Genomic DNA, 15,833 nt, shown 5'->3' with positions numbered 1-15,833 from the left:
TCAAACAATTAAAGTGTTACTAGCAGAAGATCAAGCTATGGTGCGCGGCGCCCTAGCTGCATTGCTTGAGCTAGGCGCTGATGATTTTAGTCAACTTGAAGTGACTGAAGCTGAGGATGGCACTCAAGCGTTGGCCGCGCTCAAACAAACTCAGTTTGATTTGCTACTCACCGATATTGAAATGCCAGGCAAAACAGGGCTTGAGCTGGCCCAATACATTCAGCAAAACCAACTAAGCACTAAAATCATTATTTTGACTACCTTTGGCCGAGCAGGCTACATCAAACGCGCCTTAGAATATGGTGTCGGCGGCTTTTTATTAAAAGATGCTCCAAGTGATGACTTACTGGCAGCCATTACTAAGGTGATGCAAGGTAAAAAGGTCATCGACCCAGAGTTAGCCATTAGCGCAATTGGCGACAGCGACCCGCTAAACGATAAAGAACGTCAAGCACTTCGTCTCGCGGGTGACGGGCGTAGCACCTCTGATATCGCTCAAACACTATTCATTGCCGAAGGTACAGTGCGCAACTACCTGTCAGAAGCGATCAGTAAATTAGGCGCAAGTAATCGCATTGATGCCGCTAGAATCGCTAAACAAAAAGGCTGGCTGTAAATTGTTAGCGCATTTGCTAACACATGAAACTCTGATAAGATAAAAACACATGTATAAATTTACAGTAATCAGGTCTAACTAATTGTCACAGCTTGATCTTACACCCGTTACCGAGTTGAAAGGCGTTGCCAAAAAAATGGCCGAACGTCTAAATAAACTTGGCATTCACACAGTGCAAGACTTGCTATTTCATTTGCCGCTTCGCTACGAAGACAGAACGCAAATCTATCCGATTGCGGCGCTGCAATTTGGTGGCTACGGCACCATAGAAGCCGAGATCCAATCCACACAAGTTATTCCAGGTCGCAGGCGTATGCTGACCTGCACAGTACGCGACAACACAGGTTCACTGACGCTGCGCTTCTTTAATTTCTCTATGGCGCAGCGTAACGCCATGCAGGCAGGTTCAATTATCCGCGCCTACGGTGAGATCCGCCGCGGTAAGCATCAAGCTGAGATTATTCACCCAGAATACAAGATTATAAAAGCCGGTGAGCATGCTGCGCTTAGCGAAACCTTAACGCCGATTTACCCAACGACCGAGGGCTTAAAACAAGCAAGCTGGATAAAACTGACCGATCAAGCATTAAGCTTGCTCAGCCACGGCGGCCTACCTGAATTATTGCCAAGTCATCTACATCCAAATAATTTAAGCCTGCAGCAGGCTTTGCAAATGGTGCATCGCCCACCAAGTAACACCGACCCGACTGAATTTGAGCTAGGTAGCCACCCAGCCCAACAACGATTAATTCAAGAAGAACTGCTAGCCCATAACCTGAGCATGTTAAAACTCAGAGCTCGCAGCAATAAAGACAGTGCGATCGCCCTTAATGCCAGCGACAAGCTAATCAAACCATTTCTAGCGTCGCTGCCCTTTAGTCCTACTGGCGCGCAAGCGCGAGTGGTGCAAGACATTAGCGCAGATATCGCTAAACCACTGCCAATGATGCGCCTGGTTCAAGGTGACGTGGGTTCGGGTAAAACCCTAGTTGCCGCCCTTGCTGCATTAAGAGCAATTGAAAATGGCTATCAGGTCGCCATGATGGCGCCAACCGAGCTGCTCGCTGAGCAACATGCAGCAAACTTTGCCAGCTGGTTTGAGCCACTTGGGCTAAAAGTAGGCTGGCTCGCAGGCAAACTAAAAGGCAAAGCCAGAGCGCAAGCGTTAGAAGATATCGCATCGGGCGATGCTCATATGGTGATTGGCACCCATGCTATTTTCCAAGAGCAAGTATTATTCAATAAACTGGCGCTGATTATCATTGATGAGCAGCACAGGTTTGGTGTCCATCAACGTTTGGAGCTGCGAGAAAAAGGCGTGAAACAAGGCTTTCATCCGCATCAATTGATCATGACAGCAACCCCCATTCCGCGAACTCTGGCAATGACAGCTTATGCTGACCTCGATACTTCAATTATTGATGAGCTGCCACCGGGGCGAACACCTGTTACTACAGTCGCATTGCCAGATAGCCGCAGACAACAGGTGATTGATCGCGTACGCCAGGCTGCATTAGAAGATAAGCGTCAGACTTACTGGGTTTGCACCCTTATTGAAGAGTCTGAGGTGTTAGAGTGTCAGGCGGCAGAAGATACTGCGCAGGAGCTTGCACAAGCACTGCCCGAGCTAAAAGTTGGCCTAGTTCATGGGCGCATGAAAAGCACTGAAAAGCAGGACATTATGGCGCGCTTTAAATCTGGCGAATTGCATCTGCTAGTTGCTACGACCGTTATCGAAGTAGGTGTTGATGTCCCTAACGCGAGCTTAATGGTGATAGAGAACCCCGAACGGCTCGGACTTGCTCAGTTGCACCAGTTACGAGGACGAGTTGGCCGTGGTGCCGTGGCGAGCCATTGCGTACTTATGTATAAAGCTCCCCTATCGCAAACCGCGACCAAACGTCTTGGGGTTTTACGCCAAAGCAATGATGGCTTTGTTATCGCGCAAAAAGATTTAGAAATCCGCGGTCCTGGTGAAGTGCTTGGCACCAGGCAAACAGGCTTAGCCGAGCTAAAAATTGCTGACCTTGTGCGCGATCAACACCTTATCTCTGGAATCCAAAAATTGGCGGTACATGTAAAGCAACAAGCACCTGAAAACGTCGACGCTATTATTCACCGCTGGCTCGGCGATCGCGAGCAATTTGTGCAAGCATAGCGATATCACCTGTGAAGCTATGCAATCTTGCATAATCTGCGGTTTTCAGGGTGATCAAGATTATATATTTTTAATTTAGCTAGCTAAGAGCTAGACAAGCCTTATGAATATTGCAGAATGAACAAGCTGTCGCTGATTTGAATAAAAATCAAACAGACACAAATATGTAGTGAGGCACAATTGGCTCTTATAAATATGTCGTTGAAAAGGAAGTAGTATGCAAGTCAATCAAGATGACAGAATATCACCGAGTTCTCCATCAAGCAGCGGTAATAACCTCGCCTTAGTTATTGTTGCCATTGTGGTCATCGCAGTCGCAAGCTTTTTCTTCTTCTCCAGCGATGATGAGCAAAGCGCCCCGGAGCCTGTTGAGCCAACTCCCATTCAGTTACCTGAAATAGCACCAGAGCAGCCAATTGAGCAACAGCCGATTGAAGAAGTGATAGAGCCTGTTGACGAAGTGGTGCCACTTGGCGAGCCCGAAGTTGACGAACCTCAGATTACTGAACCTCAAGAACCAGAGCTACCTGCTCTGAGTGAATCAGATGACTTCTTAGCTCAGAAAACAGTCGAAGTCGCCGATGGTATGGACATTGCGCCACTGCTACTAAAAAAAGACTTAGCTCGCCAGTTTGTGGTGTTTGTTGATAACCTTGCTCAAGGTGAGTTAATCCGTAAAGCTAGCCCACTTAAAGGCCCTGAACGCCAGTTCATTGTGAGTGATGTCACCAACAAAACTTACCTAAACCCAGATAGCTACCGCCGCTATGATGTGTATGCAGACTTTATTAGTGAACTGGACCCACAAACGCTGGTAGCGACCTACAAACAAATCACGCCTTTATTTAACGATGCCTTTGACGAACTAGGCTATGGCGATCAACTCAGCTTTGATGAGCGCCTGCAGCAAGCCTTTAGCCAAATGCTAGATGCACCGATCATTGAAGACCCAATTGAGCTTTCGACCATTAGCGTTAACTATGAGTTTGTTGACCCTAACCTGGAAGCGCTGCCGAATGCACAAAAACTGATGATCCGCATGGGACCTGAAAATACCCGCAAGATTAAACAAGCAATTCGCACCCTGCGCTCACAGCTGAACTAACAGCCCTTAATAAAGCGCAGATTGCTCACGCTAATAAATACAAAGCCCGCAAATGCGGGCTTTCATTCTGATTACTAGCTTGAAACGCTACTTTGGCAAAGACACGTAACGCCCAGAGAATCTAGCGCAAACGTTACCATCACAACTAAGCTCTACCTCAAGATTAACTCGCAGGCGCTTACCTCGGCTCAATGCGCCAACATCAACACCACTAGGCCAACTAACCTTCGCCACGGGCTGAGCCGTCACTGGCGCTAAATATTTCACGTCGGCATCTGCCAGTACAATATCCCCGCCAACGCCAGCAAGACGTTGCTGCAGCCACACCATTCCCCAACCTGTAAGCGTCATCAGGGTATAGATGCTGCCCGCAAACATAGTTTGGTGCAGATTAATGTTGGGCGCTAATGGTGCAGTGACCGTTAGCAACTGAGTATCTTCCTGGTAACCCTGTGGCGTGACTTGCATGAACTGACTTAAAGGAATGGTTTGATGCCAGGTGTTGGTGAGCTCTGTCAGCGCTTGTTCAATCTGTAATGTCATAAGGTAATCAACTTAGCCTTGCTACGCCGTTAGATTAAAAGTCACTGGGCCATCATTGACTAAACTTACCTGCATATCAGCAGCAAAACTTCCGGTGGCAACTTCAATACCTTGAGCTCGACATTCAGCCACAAACGCTTGATATAAGTCTTTAGCTTGTTCTGGGGTCGCCGCTTTAGAAAAGCTCGGCCGCAGCCCACGAGTCGTATCAGCAGCTAATGTAAATTGCGATACCACCAACAACTTACCGCCAATCTGCTGCACATTAAGGTTCATCTTGCCATTTTCGTCACTAAATACCCGATACTTCAGCACCTTTGCTGCTAGCTTGCGCATACTCTCATGATCATCTTGCTTTTCTACCCCTAGCAGCACCAGCAGCCCCTGGTCGATGGCACCAATCAGCGATTGCTGAGCGGTGTCATCTTGATGAGTCCCATCAAGCTCAGTGCCAACGGCGACGCTGACACTTGCTTGTTTTACTCTTTGAATCAATGCAATCACAATTTTCCTTAAATATCTTGCGGGTGCTGCATCACAGGAACCGGTTTAATTAGCTCAGCAGCTTGCTCTGGGAATGACTTACCCACCTGGCGTAAACCTTCATCCGTCCAAATCATGAAGCGGCGTAATTCTTCAAGTTCAATTTGCTGAACAAAGGTTGCTGAGCTTTGCACCTGAATAATTGAGCCGTTCTTACGGATAAAGAACTTGGCAAAATTTAGTTTTTGATTTAACTGACCTATGGTCACCAGTAGCTCTTTACTACCGTGAAGCTGCGGATGAACCGCAAAAAAGCGGTTTGCCAGAATACGATCAACCCCTTTTTCATTCATACTCGCTTGAAGTACAAACTGCTGGTCACCAATTTGAATCGCCACGCGATTCGGACCAACCTTAGTCACCAAGTAATTTGCTTTTAGTAACGACTGATAAAGCTCGTCAGCAGCTTGCTCATTGGTCATACCGCTAAGGTTGATAGTACTTGGCACTTGATTTGCCACTTCAGCAGCTTCCGTGTCGGTTGACTCACCAGTGGCGCTACATGCTGTTAACCCTAAAATGCAGCTTGCCAATATCAGTTTTCTCATTGTTTTTCCTCATCTATTTATGCATTCCCCCAGCGCTCTAGAAACTGCATTAGGGGTTTATTTCGTCTAGTAAACTAACCACTTCATTGGTCGCTAGCTCTGTTATGACCACACTTAGATGCCTCTCATCTTATATGGTTGCAATTGAATCAGCGCTGAACGAATCCTCAGTTCCAATCAGCGACTAGCTTTTTTGTTATTGACGCCTAACTGTTAGCTAATAGCTATTAACGTTTAGATGTTAGCGATAAGACTGCGCAGCTAAAACAAGTCTTGTCTGCTCGCCCGAATTACTCGGCAGCTTTGGCATCACCTGTCATAGGTTTATCAGATCCACTTCGTCCGGCTAAATATTCGGGTACAGATGCCGTGATTTCAGCGCCAAGCAGCACAATAAGCCAAGATAAATACACCCAAACAAACAAAATCGGTATAACCGCTAATGCCCCGTAAATCGCCTCATAACTTGGGAATTGGGTAACATAAAACGCAAACGCCTTTTTACCGCCTTCAAACAATGCTGCGGCGACAATGGCTCCAGAGAACGCATGCAAAAATTTAACCTTGCAGTTAGGTACTACCATATAAAGCAGCAAGATTGACGCTAACGAAAACAGCATAGGTAAACGCTCAACCAACCAGGTCACTACACCTGATAACTCTGAGCCAGCAAAGAATTTCAGCGACACCACGTAAGATGTGGCAGCCAGACTTGCGCCAACCAACACAGGACCAAGTGTTAGCACCATCCAATACATAGAGAACGACACAACATATGGGCGCTTTTCAGTGACCCGCCAAATACTATTTAACCCTTTATCTATGGCTGAAATCAGCATGATGGCGACCACACCTAACGCGACAATACCGACGAACGTCCCTTTAGACGCATTGGCGACAAACTCGTTAATGTATACCTGCACCGTATCACCTGCTGCAGGTAGAAAATTGTTGTAAATCAGATCTTCAATCTTCTCGCGCACGCCTCTAAATACCGGGAACGCCGACAACATCGACATCATTACTGCCACCATAGGCACAAGCGACAACAGAGTCACATACGCAAGGTGACCGGCACGAATGTTAATCTGATCTTCTTTTAGCCTTTGTTTGAGGTGAAGAAAAAACTGCCACAATCCCTGCCCTAGCTGGCGGTAGGCGGCAACATCAAACTTGTACGGCATACGAATCCTTTGTATTGATAAAGTGAATTAAACATTTGTAATCACTGGGTAACTTCGTACAATGTTATAACACAATTTGCACGACTATAGGGAGTTACTCCATGTCGCAACAAGGTTCTGCTGGTAATGTGCTGGCAGCTGTCGCAAGCATTTTCTGGCCAGGTCTAGGCCAATTACTACAAGGGCGTATTTTAGCGGCACTGATGTTCTTCGTGATCACTGTGGTTGGCTACTTCTTCTGGGTTCTGATTATCCCGGCAATCATCGGCGGTATTTTCCACCTATGGTCAATCATTGACGCAGCTAAGTTTCGCTCACCAACCAGTCAATAGTTAAGAGAGCATAATATGAAAAAATGGATTTCAGTGGCGCTAATTTCTAGCAGTTTACTTCTAGCAGGCTGCCAAAGTGCTTACTACGGCGCGATGGAAAAAGTCGGCTACCACAAGCGCGATATTATGGTTGACCGCGTTCAAGACGCAAAAGAATCTCAAGAAGAAGCCCAGGAGCAATTCAGCTCAGCCCTTGAAGAAATGCAAGCACTCCTCGCCTTTGATGGTGGCGATTTAGAAGCCGCCTACAACAAAGCAAAAGACGAGTATGAATCTGCGCAATCAGCAGCTGATGATGTAAGCAGCCGTATTGGCAAAGTCGAAGATGTCGCTGAAGCACTATTTGATGAATGGGAAACTGAAATTCAAGAGATCAGCAAAGCCAGTCTGCGCCGTAATAGTACCAATAAACTTAATGAGACCAAACGTTCATACAATTCGCTGGTAAAAAGTATGCGCCGCGCAGAATCAAAAATGCCGCCAATCTTAACCGCCATGAAAGACAATATGCTGTACCTAAAACATAACCTTAATGCCCAGGCGATTGGCGCAATTAAAGGTGAATTTGCTAGCTTACAGACCGACATTTCTAGCCTAATTAAAGAAATGAACAAATCGATTGCTGAATCAAACAAGTTTATCGAGTCGATGGAAGGTAAAGGAAGTTAGTCTTGATTCAAACCTGATCACATATCAATTGGTATAAAACAAAACCGCAGCCAGTAAGCTGTGGTTTTTTGTTTGCATAACAGTTTGAATGACGGCTAGCTAGCTTTTTAACACTGACTGGTATCAATCTCAATAAGCGGCGTATCACCTGCCGATTGAGGCTGCGAGTAGCGTACCTCACACTCGTTAGTTCCATAATCACCGTTTGGGCGAATACGCAGCCCTGGCCTGCTTGCCAGCGTATAGCTAGTAATTCTAAACTCGCCGCCATCGCTTATATCAGCAATATTAATCGCGCGGGCGATGCCTGCTTCAGTATGTCTTGGGTAGCCATATGCTAGGGTGACCAGTTTATCTTGTACCAAAATGCTGTTACCTAAGCCGTTTCCTGCAGCCGCTGGCGCGGTTTCATCACACTGAGAACTCACCAAGCAGCCTGAGTGAACTAGGTCTTTTGCGCTTTTAATCGCCCCCTGCACACCTTCAATGGCACTCTTATTGGCATCAGAGCTCAAATTAATGAACTTAGACGCAGCTACCACAGCAAGAATAGCCAGCACAATAATCACCACCACTAGCTCAATTAAGGTAAAGCCAGCTGCAGTTTTGCTTGTGCGAGTAAATGCCATAACGACTCCTTATTTTGGCAACAATAACTAGACAGAACTTGGAAAACGTAAGTTCTATAGAATACAGTAACTAAAACATAACACAGCGATAAACAAGTTAATATACAGCAAAGACTTAACTCGCTTTCATAGTACAATACCAATTGGGATAACTTGGTGATCAGAGATTACGCAGGAAAAATCGTTTAGAACAAGGCGGAAATTGCAGCTAGCTAGTTGCTCTACCTACAAAATTTCTAACGAAGTTATAAGCGATTTTTACCAGTAAGAATGCTCACATAGTTATGCTGATTGGTATACATCCATACAAACAGAAAAAAGCCCCGGCAACTGCCAGGGCTAATAGGAAGTCTCAACTCAGCTTATAGACTGTAGTAAAGTTCAAATTCCATTGGGTGAGTAGTACGAGATACTTTCTCACATTCAGCAGACTTGATTTCAATGTAAGACTCGATGAAGTCTTTAGTGAAGACGCCACCTTTCATTAGGAACTCGTGGTCAGCTTCTAGGCTTTCCAGTGCGTTCTCTAGTGAAGTTGCAACTTGTGGGATCTCAGCTGCTTCTTCTGCTGGTAGGTCATATAAGTCTTTGTCCATTGCATCACCAGGGTGGATCTTGTTTTGGATACCGTCAAGACCAGCCATTAGCAATGCAGAGAATGCTAAGTATGGGTTAGCAGTTGGGTCTGGGAAACGAGTTTCAATACGGCGCGCTTTCGGGCTTGGTACCACTGGGATACGGATTGAAGCACTACGGTTACGCGCAGAGTAAGCTAGCATTACTGGCGCTTCGAAGTGAGGAACTAGACGCTTGTACGAGTTAGTACTTGGGTTAGTGAATGCGTTTAGTGCGCGAGCGTGCTTAATGATACCACCGATGTAGTAAAGTGCAGTTTCACTTAGGCCAGCGTACTTATCACCAGAGAATAGGTTAACACCGTCTTTCGCTAGAGATTGGTGAACATGCATACCGCTACCGTTGTCACCAACGATTGGCTTAGGCATAAAGGTTGCTGTTTTACCGTAAGCGTGTGCAGTGTTATGTACTACATACTTAAGAATTTGGATTTCATCAGCCTTGTTTGAAAGCGTGTTGAAACGAGTTGCGATTTCGTTTTGACCACCAGTAGCTACTTCATGGTGATGCGCTTCAACAACTTGACCCATTTCTTCAAGAATCAAACACATTGCGCTACGTAAATCTTGTGAAGAGTCAACTGGAGCAACTGGGAAGTAACCACCTTTAACGAAAGGACGGTGACCAGTGTTGCCATCTTCATAACTAGTAGATGAGTTCCAAGCTGCTTCTTTCGCATCAACTTTTACGAAAGTACCTGACATGTCAGTACCAAACTTAACATCGTCAAATAAGAAGAACTCTGGCTCAGGACCAATTAATACAGTGTCAGCAATACCCGTAGACTTTAGGTACTCTTCAGCTTTCTTAGCGATTGAACGTGGGTCACGCTCGTAGCCAGTCATAGTGCTTGGCTCAAGAATGTCACAACGGATAAGACCAGTGACTTCTTCAGTGAAAGGGTCGAGAAGGAAAGAAGAAGGGTCAGGCATTAGCACCATGTCAGATTCGTTAATACCTTTCCAACCATTAATAGATGAACCATCAAACATCTTACCGTTTTCGAAGAAGTCTTCGTCAACTTGGTGTGAAGGAACAGAAACGTGCTGCTCTTTACCTTTAGTGTCGGTAAAACGTAAATCTACAAACTTTACTTCTAGTTCTTCAATTTGTTTTAGTATTGCTTCAACTGACATTATCAAGCCTCCAGTAGGGTGTAGGGTATTCCCCAAATGTAATCTTTTTAGTGCGATAAGCTGACTGTTTCAACTTATCTGGAATCGATTTCATAATTTGCACACTTTAAAGCGAGTATCATGCCAACATAATAAGATACTGAAATATATACCATTAAATTTACACAACTCACCACAATGCAGCGTATTGCACAACTTCAGTGCATCAATATGCGCCCATTTGGTGCAAAAGTCCATTTGTGTGCACCTTATTAAATCAGTCATCAAAATCGCATCACCAAACTGTCATCAGTTATGGAGTAAAATGCGCAAATATCTGCCAAGTCCCTGCCAAAAAAGGTTTATTTTTTGTAAAAAATTGAGTGTTCAAAAATAATCCTATCTACTGGAGTCACTCTAGAGTAGAATGGCACGCTTTTTTATGACAGCTATACTTGTGACAGCTGATTTTCGCTTGGTTTTTACCGTGCGAATCACCTGACCTAAAGCTGCATTAAACTCATAATTTTTATTTGATGGTATAGAGGTTTTATCCGTGTTAGAGAATTTACGTAACATCGCCATTATTGCTCACGTTGACCATGGCAAAACGACCTTGGTAGACAAGCTATTGGCTCAATCAGGCACCCTTGAAAGCCGAGGCGAAGCCGAAGAACGTGTAATGGATTCTAACGATCTTGAAAAAGAGCGTGGTATCACCATTCTGGCAAAGAACACTGCCATCAAATGGAACGACTACCGCATTAACATCGTAGATACTCCAGGCCATGCCGACTTCGGTGGTGAGGTTGAACGTGTACTATCTATGGTTGATTCAGTACTACTACTGGTTGACGCTGTTGACGGTCCAATGCCGCAAACGCGCTTTGTAACGAAAAAAGCATTCGCTCAAGGCCTAAAGCCAATCGTTGTTATCAACAAGATTGACCGTCCAGGCGCACGTCCTGACTGGGTTATCGACCAAGTATTCGACCTATTCGACAACTTAGGCGCAACTGACGAACAGTTAGACTTCCCAATTGTTTACGCATCTGCACTAAACGGTTTCGCAAGCTTAGATCCAGATGAGACTAGCGAAGACATGACGCCACTGTTCCAGTCAATCGTAGAAAAAGTTTCTTCACCAGATGCTGACGCTGAAGGTGAATTCCAAATGCAGATCACCCAGCTTGACTACAACTCTTATGTAGGTGTTATCGGTGTAGGCCGTATCAAGCGCGGTAGCGTGAAAGTAAACCAACAGGTAACTGTTGTTGGTGCTGACGGCAAAACTCGTAATGGTAAAGTCGGTCAGGTACTTGGTTACATGGGTCTAGACCGTCACGAAGTTGCTGAAGCTAATGCGGGTGACATTGTGGCAATTACTGGTTTAGGTAACCTACAAATCTCAGACACTGTTTGTGGTGTTAACCAGGTTGAAGCGCTACCTGCACTATCTGTAGATGAGCCTACACTCACCATGACCTTCCAAGTAAACACTTCTCCGTTTGCTGGTAAAGAAGGTAAGTATGTTACTTCACGTAATATTCTTGAACGTCTAGAGCAAGAGCTGGTTCACAACGTAGCACTGCGCGTTGAAGAAACTGACTCACCAGACCGTTTCCGCGTATCAGGCCGTGGTGAGCTTCACCTAGGTATCTTGATTGAGAATATGCGCCGTGAAGGTTACGAGCTAGCAGTATCACGCCCAGAAGTTATCACCAAAGAAATCGACGGTGAAATGTGCGAGCCATACGAAACCCTAACGGTTGACGTAGAAGAAGATCACCAAGGTACTGTGATTGAAAAATTAGGTATCCGTAAAGGTGATATGAAAGATCTACAACTTGATGGTAAAGGTCGCGTGCGTATCGACTTTATCATTCCAAGCCGTGGTCTAATCGGTTTCCAAACTGAGTTCATGACAGCGACGTCTGGTACTGGTCTTATCTACCACTCATTCGATCACTATGGCCCAGTAAAAGGCGGTGACATCGGTCAACGTCAAAACGGTGTGCTTATCTCGAATGCAACCGGTAAAGCACTAACATTCGCACTATTTGGTCTGCAAGACCGTGGTCGCCTAATGATTGGTCACGCTGCAGAAGTATATGAAGGCCAAGTCATTGGTATTCATGCTCGCGCTAACGACCTCACAGTTAACTGTTTGAAAGGTAAGCAGCTAACCAACATGCGTGCATCAGGTACTGACGAAGCACAGGTACTGACTCCACACATCCAAATGACGCTTGAGCAAGCGCTTGAGTTCATCGACGATGACGAGCTAGTAGAAGTGACACCTGAGAACATCCGTGTTCGTAAGAAGCTACTTACTGAAAGCGAGCGTAAACGCGCTAGCCGCGAGCCAAAGTAATTAACCCAGTTAATTATTCGCTTATCAAGCCCGCATTATGCGGGCTTTTTGTTGGTTTAGTTTTTACTAACTCAACTTCCAAGGCTCGAAACCCTTAGAGGTACTGTGCTTACTTTTAACATGCTCAATGCTAAACACTAGGCATTGGCCGCAATGGCTGATTTTTAATCGAGAAAGCGCTAATATAGACCTGAGAGCATCAACTTAGGACAGACTATGCGACTTCTACTATTAATCAGCTTAATCACAATTAGCCTTAGCAGTGTTGCCGCCGTATACCGATGGGTAGATGAAAATGGCAAGGTTCACTATTCTGACGAGCCGAGAGAAAATGCCACCGAAGTCCAGCTAAACGACAATACCCAAAACAATATTACCGTGGTGCAGCCCACACCTATCACCCGCTCCACCAAACCAAGTCCAGATGCACAGCCAAACTACAAAGTCGTTATCGCCTCCCCTGCCGAGGAAGCCACGATTCGTGACAATAACGGTAATATTACGGTCACCGCTAATATTGAGCCTAAATTACCTAAAGGCGCATTTTTCACTCTGTCACTCAATGGCCAGCTAAAAGTGCAGCCGCAAACCTCAAGCATTTTCCGCCTAACCAATATTGATCGCGGCGCACATACCATTGTGGTGAATGTCGTGACCCAAAACGGCAAAGTCCTTGCATCTAGTCCAGCTAGAACTGTTTTTCTGCATCGGGCATCAGTTATCGGTCGTGGTTAACAAATTAAAGATCTCTTTTTAAATCTTTAATTTCATATAGTTAAGCCAGCAAACCTCAGATAATGATTTAAATTCATGTCCGGTGAAGTCAGTTGCGCGACGCACCAAGTTGGTGCACCATAGTGGTGCAACCCAATAAATGGACGATGAATGGACAGCCAAAATCTACTCAATCACCTAGTTACCGCCGTCTTGGTCATTGATAAGGACTTAAAGCCTTGCTATGCCAATGCTGCGGCTGAGCAGCTGTTAGGGATCAGCCAGCATAAGTTACTGGAGTTATCGCTCCCTGAGCACTATCAGCTGATGGGCGTAGAAAGCCAAATATTGATTGATGCAGTAGACTCCAGCCAGGGGCTTACCGTTAATACCGCGCCACTTATTACCCTTGATGGCCAGCATCACACCATAGATTTAACCTTAATCCCATTAGAGGACGAGCGTCATTTAAGCTTGCTTGAATTGCGCCAAGTCGATCAGCAACGACGCATTCATCAGCAGCTTAACCAAGATGCCCAGCAACAAGCAGCACAGTTTTTAGTGCGTAATCTGGCCCATGAAATCAAGAACCCATTGGGAGGCCTTCGTGGCGCAGCGCAATTACTTTCACGAGAGCTAAAGTCTCCTGACTTAAAAGAATTTACCAGCTTGATTATTGAGCAAGCTGACCGTATGCGCAGCCTGGTTGACCGCTTACTCGGCCCTCAGCGCCCAACAGAGCATACTCAACACAATATTCATGAAGTGATCCAAAAGGTGATGGCACTGGTTGAGTTTACCCTACCAAATAATGTCACCTTGAGCCGCGACTATGATCCGTCGATTCCCGACATCGCCATGGACGCAGATCAGATGCAGCAAGCGGTGCTCAACATAGTGCAAAACGCCATTCAAGCGCTCGAAAGCAATGGCGGCGACATAGTGATTAAAACACGCACCCAGCACCAAATCACCATAGGCAACAAGCGTCATAAGCTCGTACTAACGCTGTCAATTATCGACAACGGCCCTGGTATTCCGCCTGAGCTAATGGACACCTTGTTTTACCCTATGGTCACAGGCAGGGAAGATGGCTCAGGCTTAGGGCTGTCAATCGCCCACAACATTGCACGCCTACACGATGGCCGAGTTGACTGCACATCTGCGCCAGGGCACACAGAGTTTACTATTACCCTACCTTTGCAAGCTGGCAACACTTGCTAAAGTAACCCGAGATTTTGAGGAAGTAGAATGAATATCAGCGAAAAAGTATGGATCCTCGATGACGATAGCTCGATACGTTGGGTACTTGAAAAAGCCCTAAAAGGCGCACGAATCACGACAGCAAGCTTTGCCGCAGCAGAGTCGCTTTGGCAAGCGCTTGAGTCATCACAGCCACAAGTGATCGTTTCTGATATTCGTATGCCAGGCACAGATGGGTTAACCCTGCTTGAGCGCCTGCAGATGCATTACCCACATATTCCAGTGATCATCATGACAGCGCATTCCGATCTCGATAGCGCAGTCAGTGCCTATCAGGCTGGTGCATTTGAATACCTGCCCAAACCTTTTGATATTGACGAAGCCATTGCCTTAGTCGAGCGCGCACTAACTCATGCCAATGAGCAAACGCCGACTAGCGACCCTGACGAGACGGTAGTCAAAGCACCAGAGATCATTGGTGAAGCGCCAGCAATGCAAGAAGTGTTTCGCGCCATTGGCCGCCTATCGCGCTCATCAATAAGCGTGCTGATTAATGGCCAATCCGGTACAGGTAAAGAGTTAGTTGCAGGCGCACTGCATAAACATAGCCCGCGCAAAGACAAACCCTTTATTGCCCTTAATATGGCGGCAATTCCAAAAGATTTGATTGAATCAGAGTTATTTGGCCATGAAAAAGGTGCATTTACCGGGGCAGGTAACGTGCGTCAGGGCAGATTCGAGCAAGCAAATGGTGGCACGCTATTTTTAGATGAAATTGGCGACATGCCGCTTGATGTACAGACTCGACTATTGAGGGTATTAGCGGACGGTCAGTTTTATCGCGTCGGCGGCCATCAAGGCGTACAAGTGGACGTGCGCATTATCGCCGCCACCCATCAAAACCTTGAGAATCTAGTACAAAAAGGCGAGTTTCGTGAAGATTTGTTCCACCGTTTAAATGTAATTCGTGTTCACCTGCCGCCACTTTCCCAGCGCCGTGAAGATATTCCACAGTTGGCAAGTCACTTCTTAACCTCAGCCGCCCAAGAAATTGGCGTTGAAACCAAGATTCTTACCAAAGAAACCGCCACTAAGCTGTCGCAACTACCTTGGCCAGGCAATGTAAGGCAACTTGAAAACACTTGCCGCTGGCTAACGGTCATGGCATCAGGGCAAGAGATTTTGCCGCAAGACTTACCACCAGAATTGCTAGAAGACAAAACAAACCCAAGCCATGCGCCCGTGGAGCACGGCAGTTGGCAATCGGCGTTAGCTGCACTTGTCGATGAGAAACTCTCGGCTGGTGAGTCGGATCTACTCACTGAAATTCAACCCGCATTCGAGCGCACCTTGTTAGAAACCGCCCTAAAACACACTCAAGGTCACAAACAAGAAGCGGCCAAGCGCCTTGGCTGGGGGCGAAATACGTTAACTCGTAAGCTCAAAGAACTGGCAATGGACTAG

General features: G+C 46.1%; 15 protein-coding genes. 9 read left to right on the top strand and 6 right to left on the bottom strand.

Going from position 1 to position 15,833, the window contains the following annotated elements:
* Positions 1-7: 7 nt before the first annotated feature.
* The 3 genes from G3R49_RS16570 (at position 8) to G3R49_RS16560 (ending at position 3,879) form a co-directional block, all read left to right on the top strand.
* A complete protein-coding gene (locus tag G3R49_RS16570; protein WP_167870451.1) occupies positions 8-616 on the top strand; it encodes a response regulator transcription factor in 609 nt (202 codons plus the stop codon).
* An 82-nt stretch (positions 617-698) separates the two neighbouring features.
* Positions 699-2,774, top strand: coding sequence for an ATP-dependent DNA helicase RecG (gene recG / locus G3R49_RS16565; protein ID WP_167870403.1), 2,076 nt, complete (start codon positions 699-701; stop codon positions 2,772-2,774).
* Between the two features lie 217 nt (positions 2,775-2,991).
* Positions 2,992-3,879, top strand: a complete 888-nt coding sequence (locus G3R49_RS16560) for a DUF3014 domain-containing protein (RefSeq protein WP_130600541.1) — start codon at positions 2,992-2,994, stop codon at positions 3,877-3,879.
* An 87-nt stretch (positions 3,880-3,966) separates the two neighbouring features.
* Here the strand turns inward: G3R49_RS16560 and G3R49_RS16555 are convergent, their stop codons facing one another.
* The 4 genes from G3R49_RS16555 to G3R49_RS16540 form a co-directional block, all read right to left on the bottom strand.
* Positions 3,967-4,422, bottom strand: coding sequence for a thioesterase domain-containing protein (locus G3R49_RS16555; protein WP_130600539.1), 456 nt, complete (start codon positions 4,420-4,422; stop codon positions 3,967-3,969).
* A 21-nt stretch (positions 4,423-4,443) separates the two neighbouring features.
* Positions 4,444-4,926 carry a D-aminoacyl-tRNA deacylase gene (dtd, locus tag G3R49_RS16550; protein WP_167870402.1) on the bottom strand — a complete coding sequence of 161 codons (483 nt, stop codon included), beginning with the start codon at positions 4,924-4,926 and terminating at the stop codon, positions 4,444-4,446.
* 8 nt (positions 4,927-4,934) lie between these two features.
* Positions 4,935-5,513 carry a hypothetical protein gene (locus tag G3R49_RS16545; protein ID WP_167870401.1) on the bottom strand — a complete coding sequence of 193 codons (579 nt, stop codon included), beginning with the start codon at positions 5,511-5,513 and terminating at the stop codon, positions 4,935-4,937.
* A 290-nt stretch (positions 5,514-5,803) separates the two neighbouring features.
* Positions 5,804-6,697, bottom strand: coding sequence for a virulence factor BrkB family protein (locus G3R49_RS16540; protein ID WP_167870400.1), 894 nt, complete (start codon positions 6,695-6,697; stop codon positions 5,804-5,806).
* 101 nt (positions 6,698-6,798) lie between these two features.
* Here G3R49_RS16540 and G3R49_RS16535 point away from each other — a divergent pair, with 101 nt between their 5' ends.
* Positions 6,799-7,029 carry a hypothetical protein gene (locus tag G3R49_RS16535; RefSeq protein ID WP_130600531.1) on the top strand — a complete coding sequence of 77 codons (231 nt, stop codon included), beginning with the start codon at positions 6,799-6,801 and terminating at the stop codon, positions 7,027-7,029.
* Between the two features lie 15 nt (positions 7,030-7,044).
* Positions 7,045-7,698 carry a DUF2959 domain-containing protein gene (locus G3R49_RS16530; protein ID WP_130600529.1) on the top strand — a complete coding sequence of 218 codons (654 nt, stop codon included), beginning with the start codon at positions 7,045-7,047 and terminating at the stop codon, positions 7,696-7,698.
* Between the two features lie 107 nt (positions 7,699-7,805).
* Here G3R49_RS16530 and G3R49_RS20250 read toward each other — a convergent pair whose 3' ends face one another.
* Both G3R49_RS20250 and glnA read right to left on the bottom strand, forming a co-directional pair.
* A complete protein-coding gene (locus tag G3R49_RS20250; RefSeq protein WP_167870399.1) occupies positions 7,806-8,327 on the bottom strand; it encodes a type II secretion system protein in 522 nt (173 codons plus the stop codon).
* A gap of 362 nt (positions 8,328-8,689) precedes the next feature.
* On the bottom strand, positions 8,690-10,099 hold the full coding sequence (gene glnA, locus G3R49_RS16520) for a glutamate--ammonia ligase (RefSeq protein ID WP_130600517.1): 1,410 nt from the start codon (positions 10,097-10,099) through the stop codon (positions 8,690-8,692).
* Positions 10,100-10,634: 535 nt separating this feature from the next.
* Between glnA and typA the strand changes: the two genes are divergently transcribed.
* The 4 genes from typA to glnG all read left to right on the top strand — a co-directional run bounded on the left by typA (position 10,635) and on the right by glnG (position 15,833).
* Complete coding sequence (gene typA, locus G3R49_RS16515) at positions 10,635-12,452, top strand: translational GTPase TypA (RefSeq protein WP_130600515.1); 1,818 nt, start codon at positions 10,635-10,637, stop codon at positions 12,450-12,452.
* Between the two features lie 216 nt (positions 12,453-12,668).
* A complete protein-coding gene (locus G3R49_RS16510) occupies positions 12,669-13,187 on the top strand; it encodes a DUF4124 domain-containing protein (RefSeq protein ID WP_167870398.1) in 519 nt (172 codons plus the stop codon).
* 150 nt (positions 13,188-13,337) lie between these two features.
* Positions 13,338-14,390, top strand: coding sequence for a nitrogen regulation protein NR(II) (gene glnL / locus G3R49_RS16505; protein ID WP_167870397.1), 1,053 nt, complete (start codon positions 13,338-13,340; stop codon positions 14,388-14,390).
* A 27-nt stretch (positions 14,391-14,417) separates the two neighbouring features.
* Entirely contained in the window at positions 14,418-15,833 is a 1,416-nt protein-coding gene (gene glnG / locus G3R49_RS16500; protein ID WP_167870396.1) for a nitrogen regulation protein NR(I), read from the top strand.

It is taken from the genome of Shewanella sp. WXL01 (assembly GCF_012263345.1).
Classification (GTDB): Bacteria; Pseudomonadota; Gammaproteobacteria; order Enterobacterales; family Shewanellaceae; genus Shewanella; species Shewanella maritima.
This window is presented reverse-complemented; position numbering and strand designations above follow the sequence as displayed.

Coding starts and splice junctions, on each gene's coding strand:
- G3R49_RS16560 (WP_130600541.1), top strand. CDS start 2,992: ATGCAAGTCAATCAAGATGACAGAATATCACCGAGTTCTCCATCAAGC.
- G3R49_RS16555 (WP_130600539.1), bottom strand. CDS start 4,422: ATGACATTACAGATTGAACAAGCGCTGACAGAGCTCACCAACACCTGG.
- G3R49_RS16545 (WP_167870401.1), bottom strand. CDS start 5,513: ATGAGAAAACTGATATTGGCAAGCTGCATTTTAGGGTTAACAGCATGT.
- G3R49_RS16540 (WP_167870400.1), bottom strand. CDS start 6,697: ATGCCGTACAAGTTTGATGTTGCCGCCTACCGCCAGCTAGGGCAGGGA.
- G3R49_RS16535 (WP_130600531.1), top strand. CDS start 6,799: ATGTCGCAACAAGGTTCTGCTGGTAATGTGCTGGCAGCTGTCGCAAGC.
- G3R49_RS16530 (WP_130600529.1), top strand. CDS start 7,045: ATGAAAAAATGGATTTCAGTGGCGCTAATTTCTAGCAGTTTACTTCTA.
- G3R49_RS20250 (WP_167870399.1), bottom strand. CDS start 8,327: ATGGCATTTACTCGCACAAGCAAAACTGCAGCTGGCTTTACCTTAATT.
- glnA (WP_130600517.1), bottom strand. CDS start 10,099: ATGTCAGTTGAAGCAATACTAAAACAAATTGAAGAACTAGAAGTAAAG.
- G3R49_RS16510 (WP_167870398.1), top strand. CDS start 12,669: ATGCGACTTCTACTATTAATCAGCTTAATCACAATTAGCCTTAGCAGT.
- glnL (WP_167870397.1), top strand. CDS start 13,338: ATGGACAGCCAAAATCTACTCAATCACCTAGTTACCGCCGTCTTGGTC.
- glnG (WP_167870396.1), top strand. CDS start 14,418: ATGAATATCAGCGAAAAAGTATGGATCCTCGATGACGATAGCTCGATA.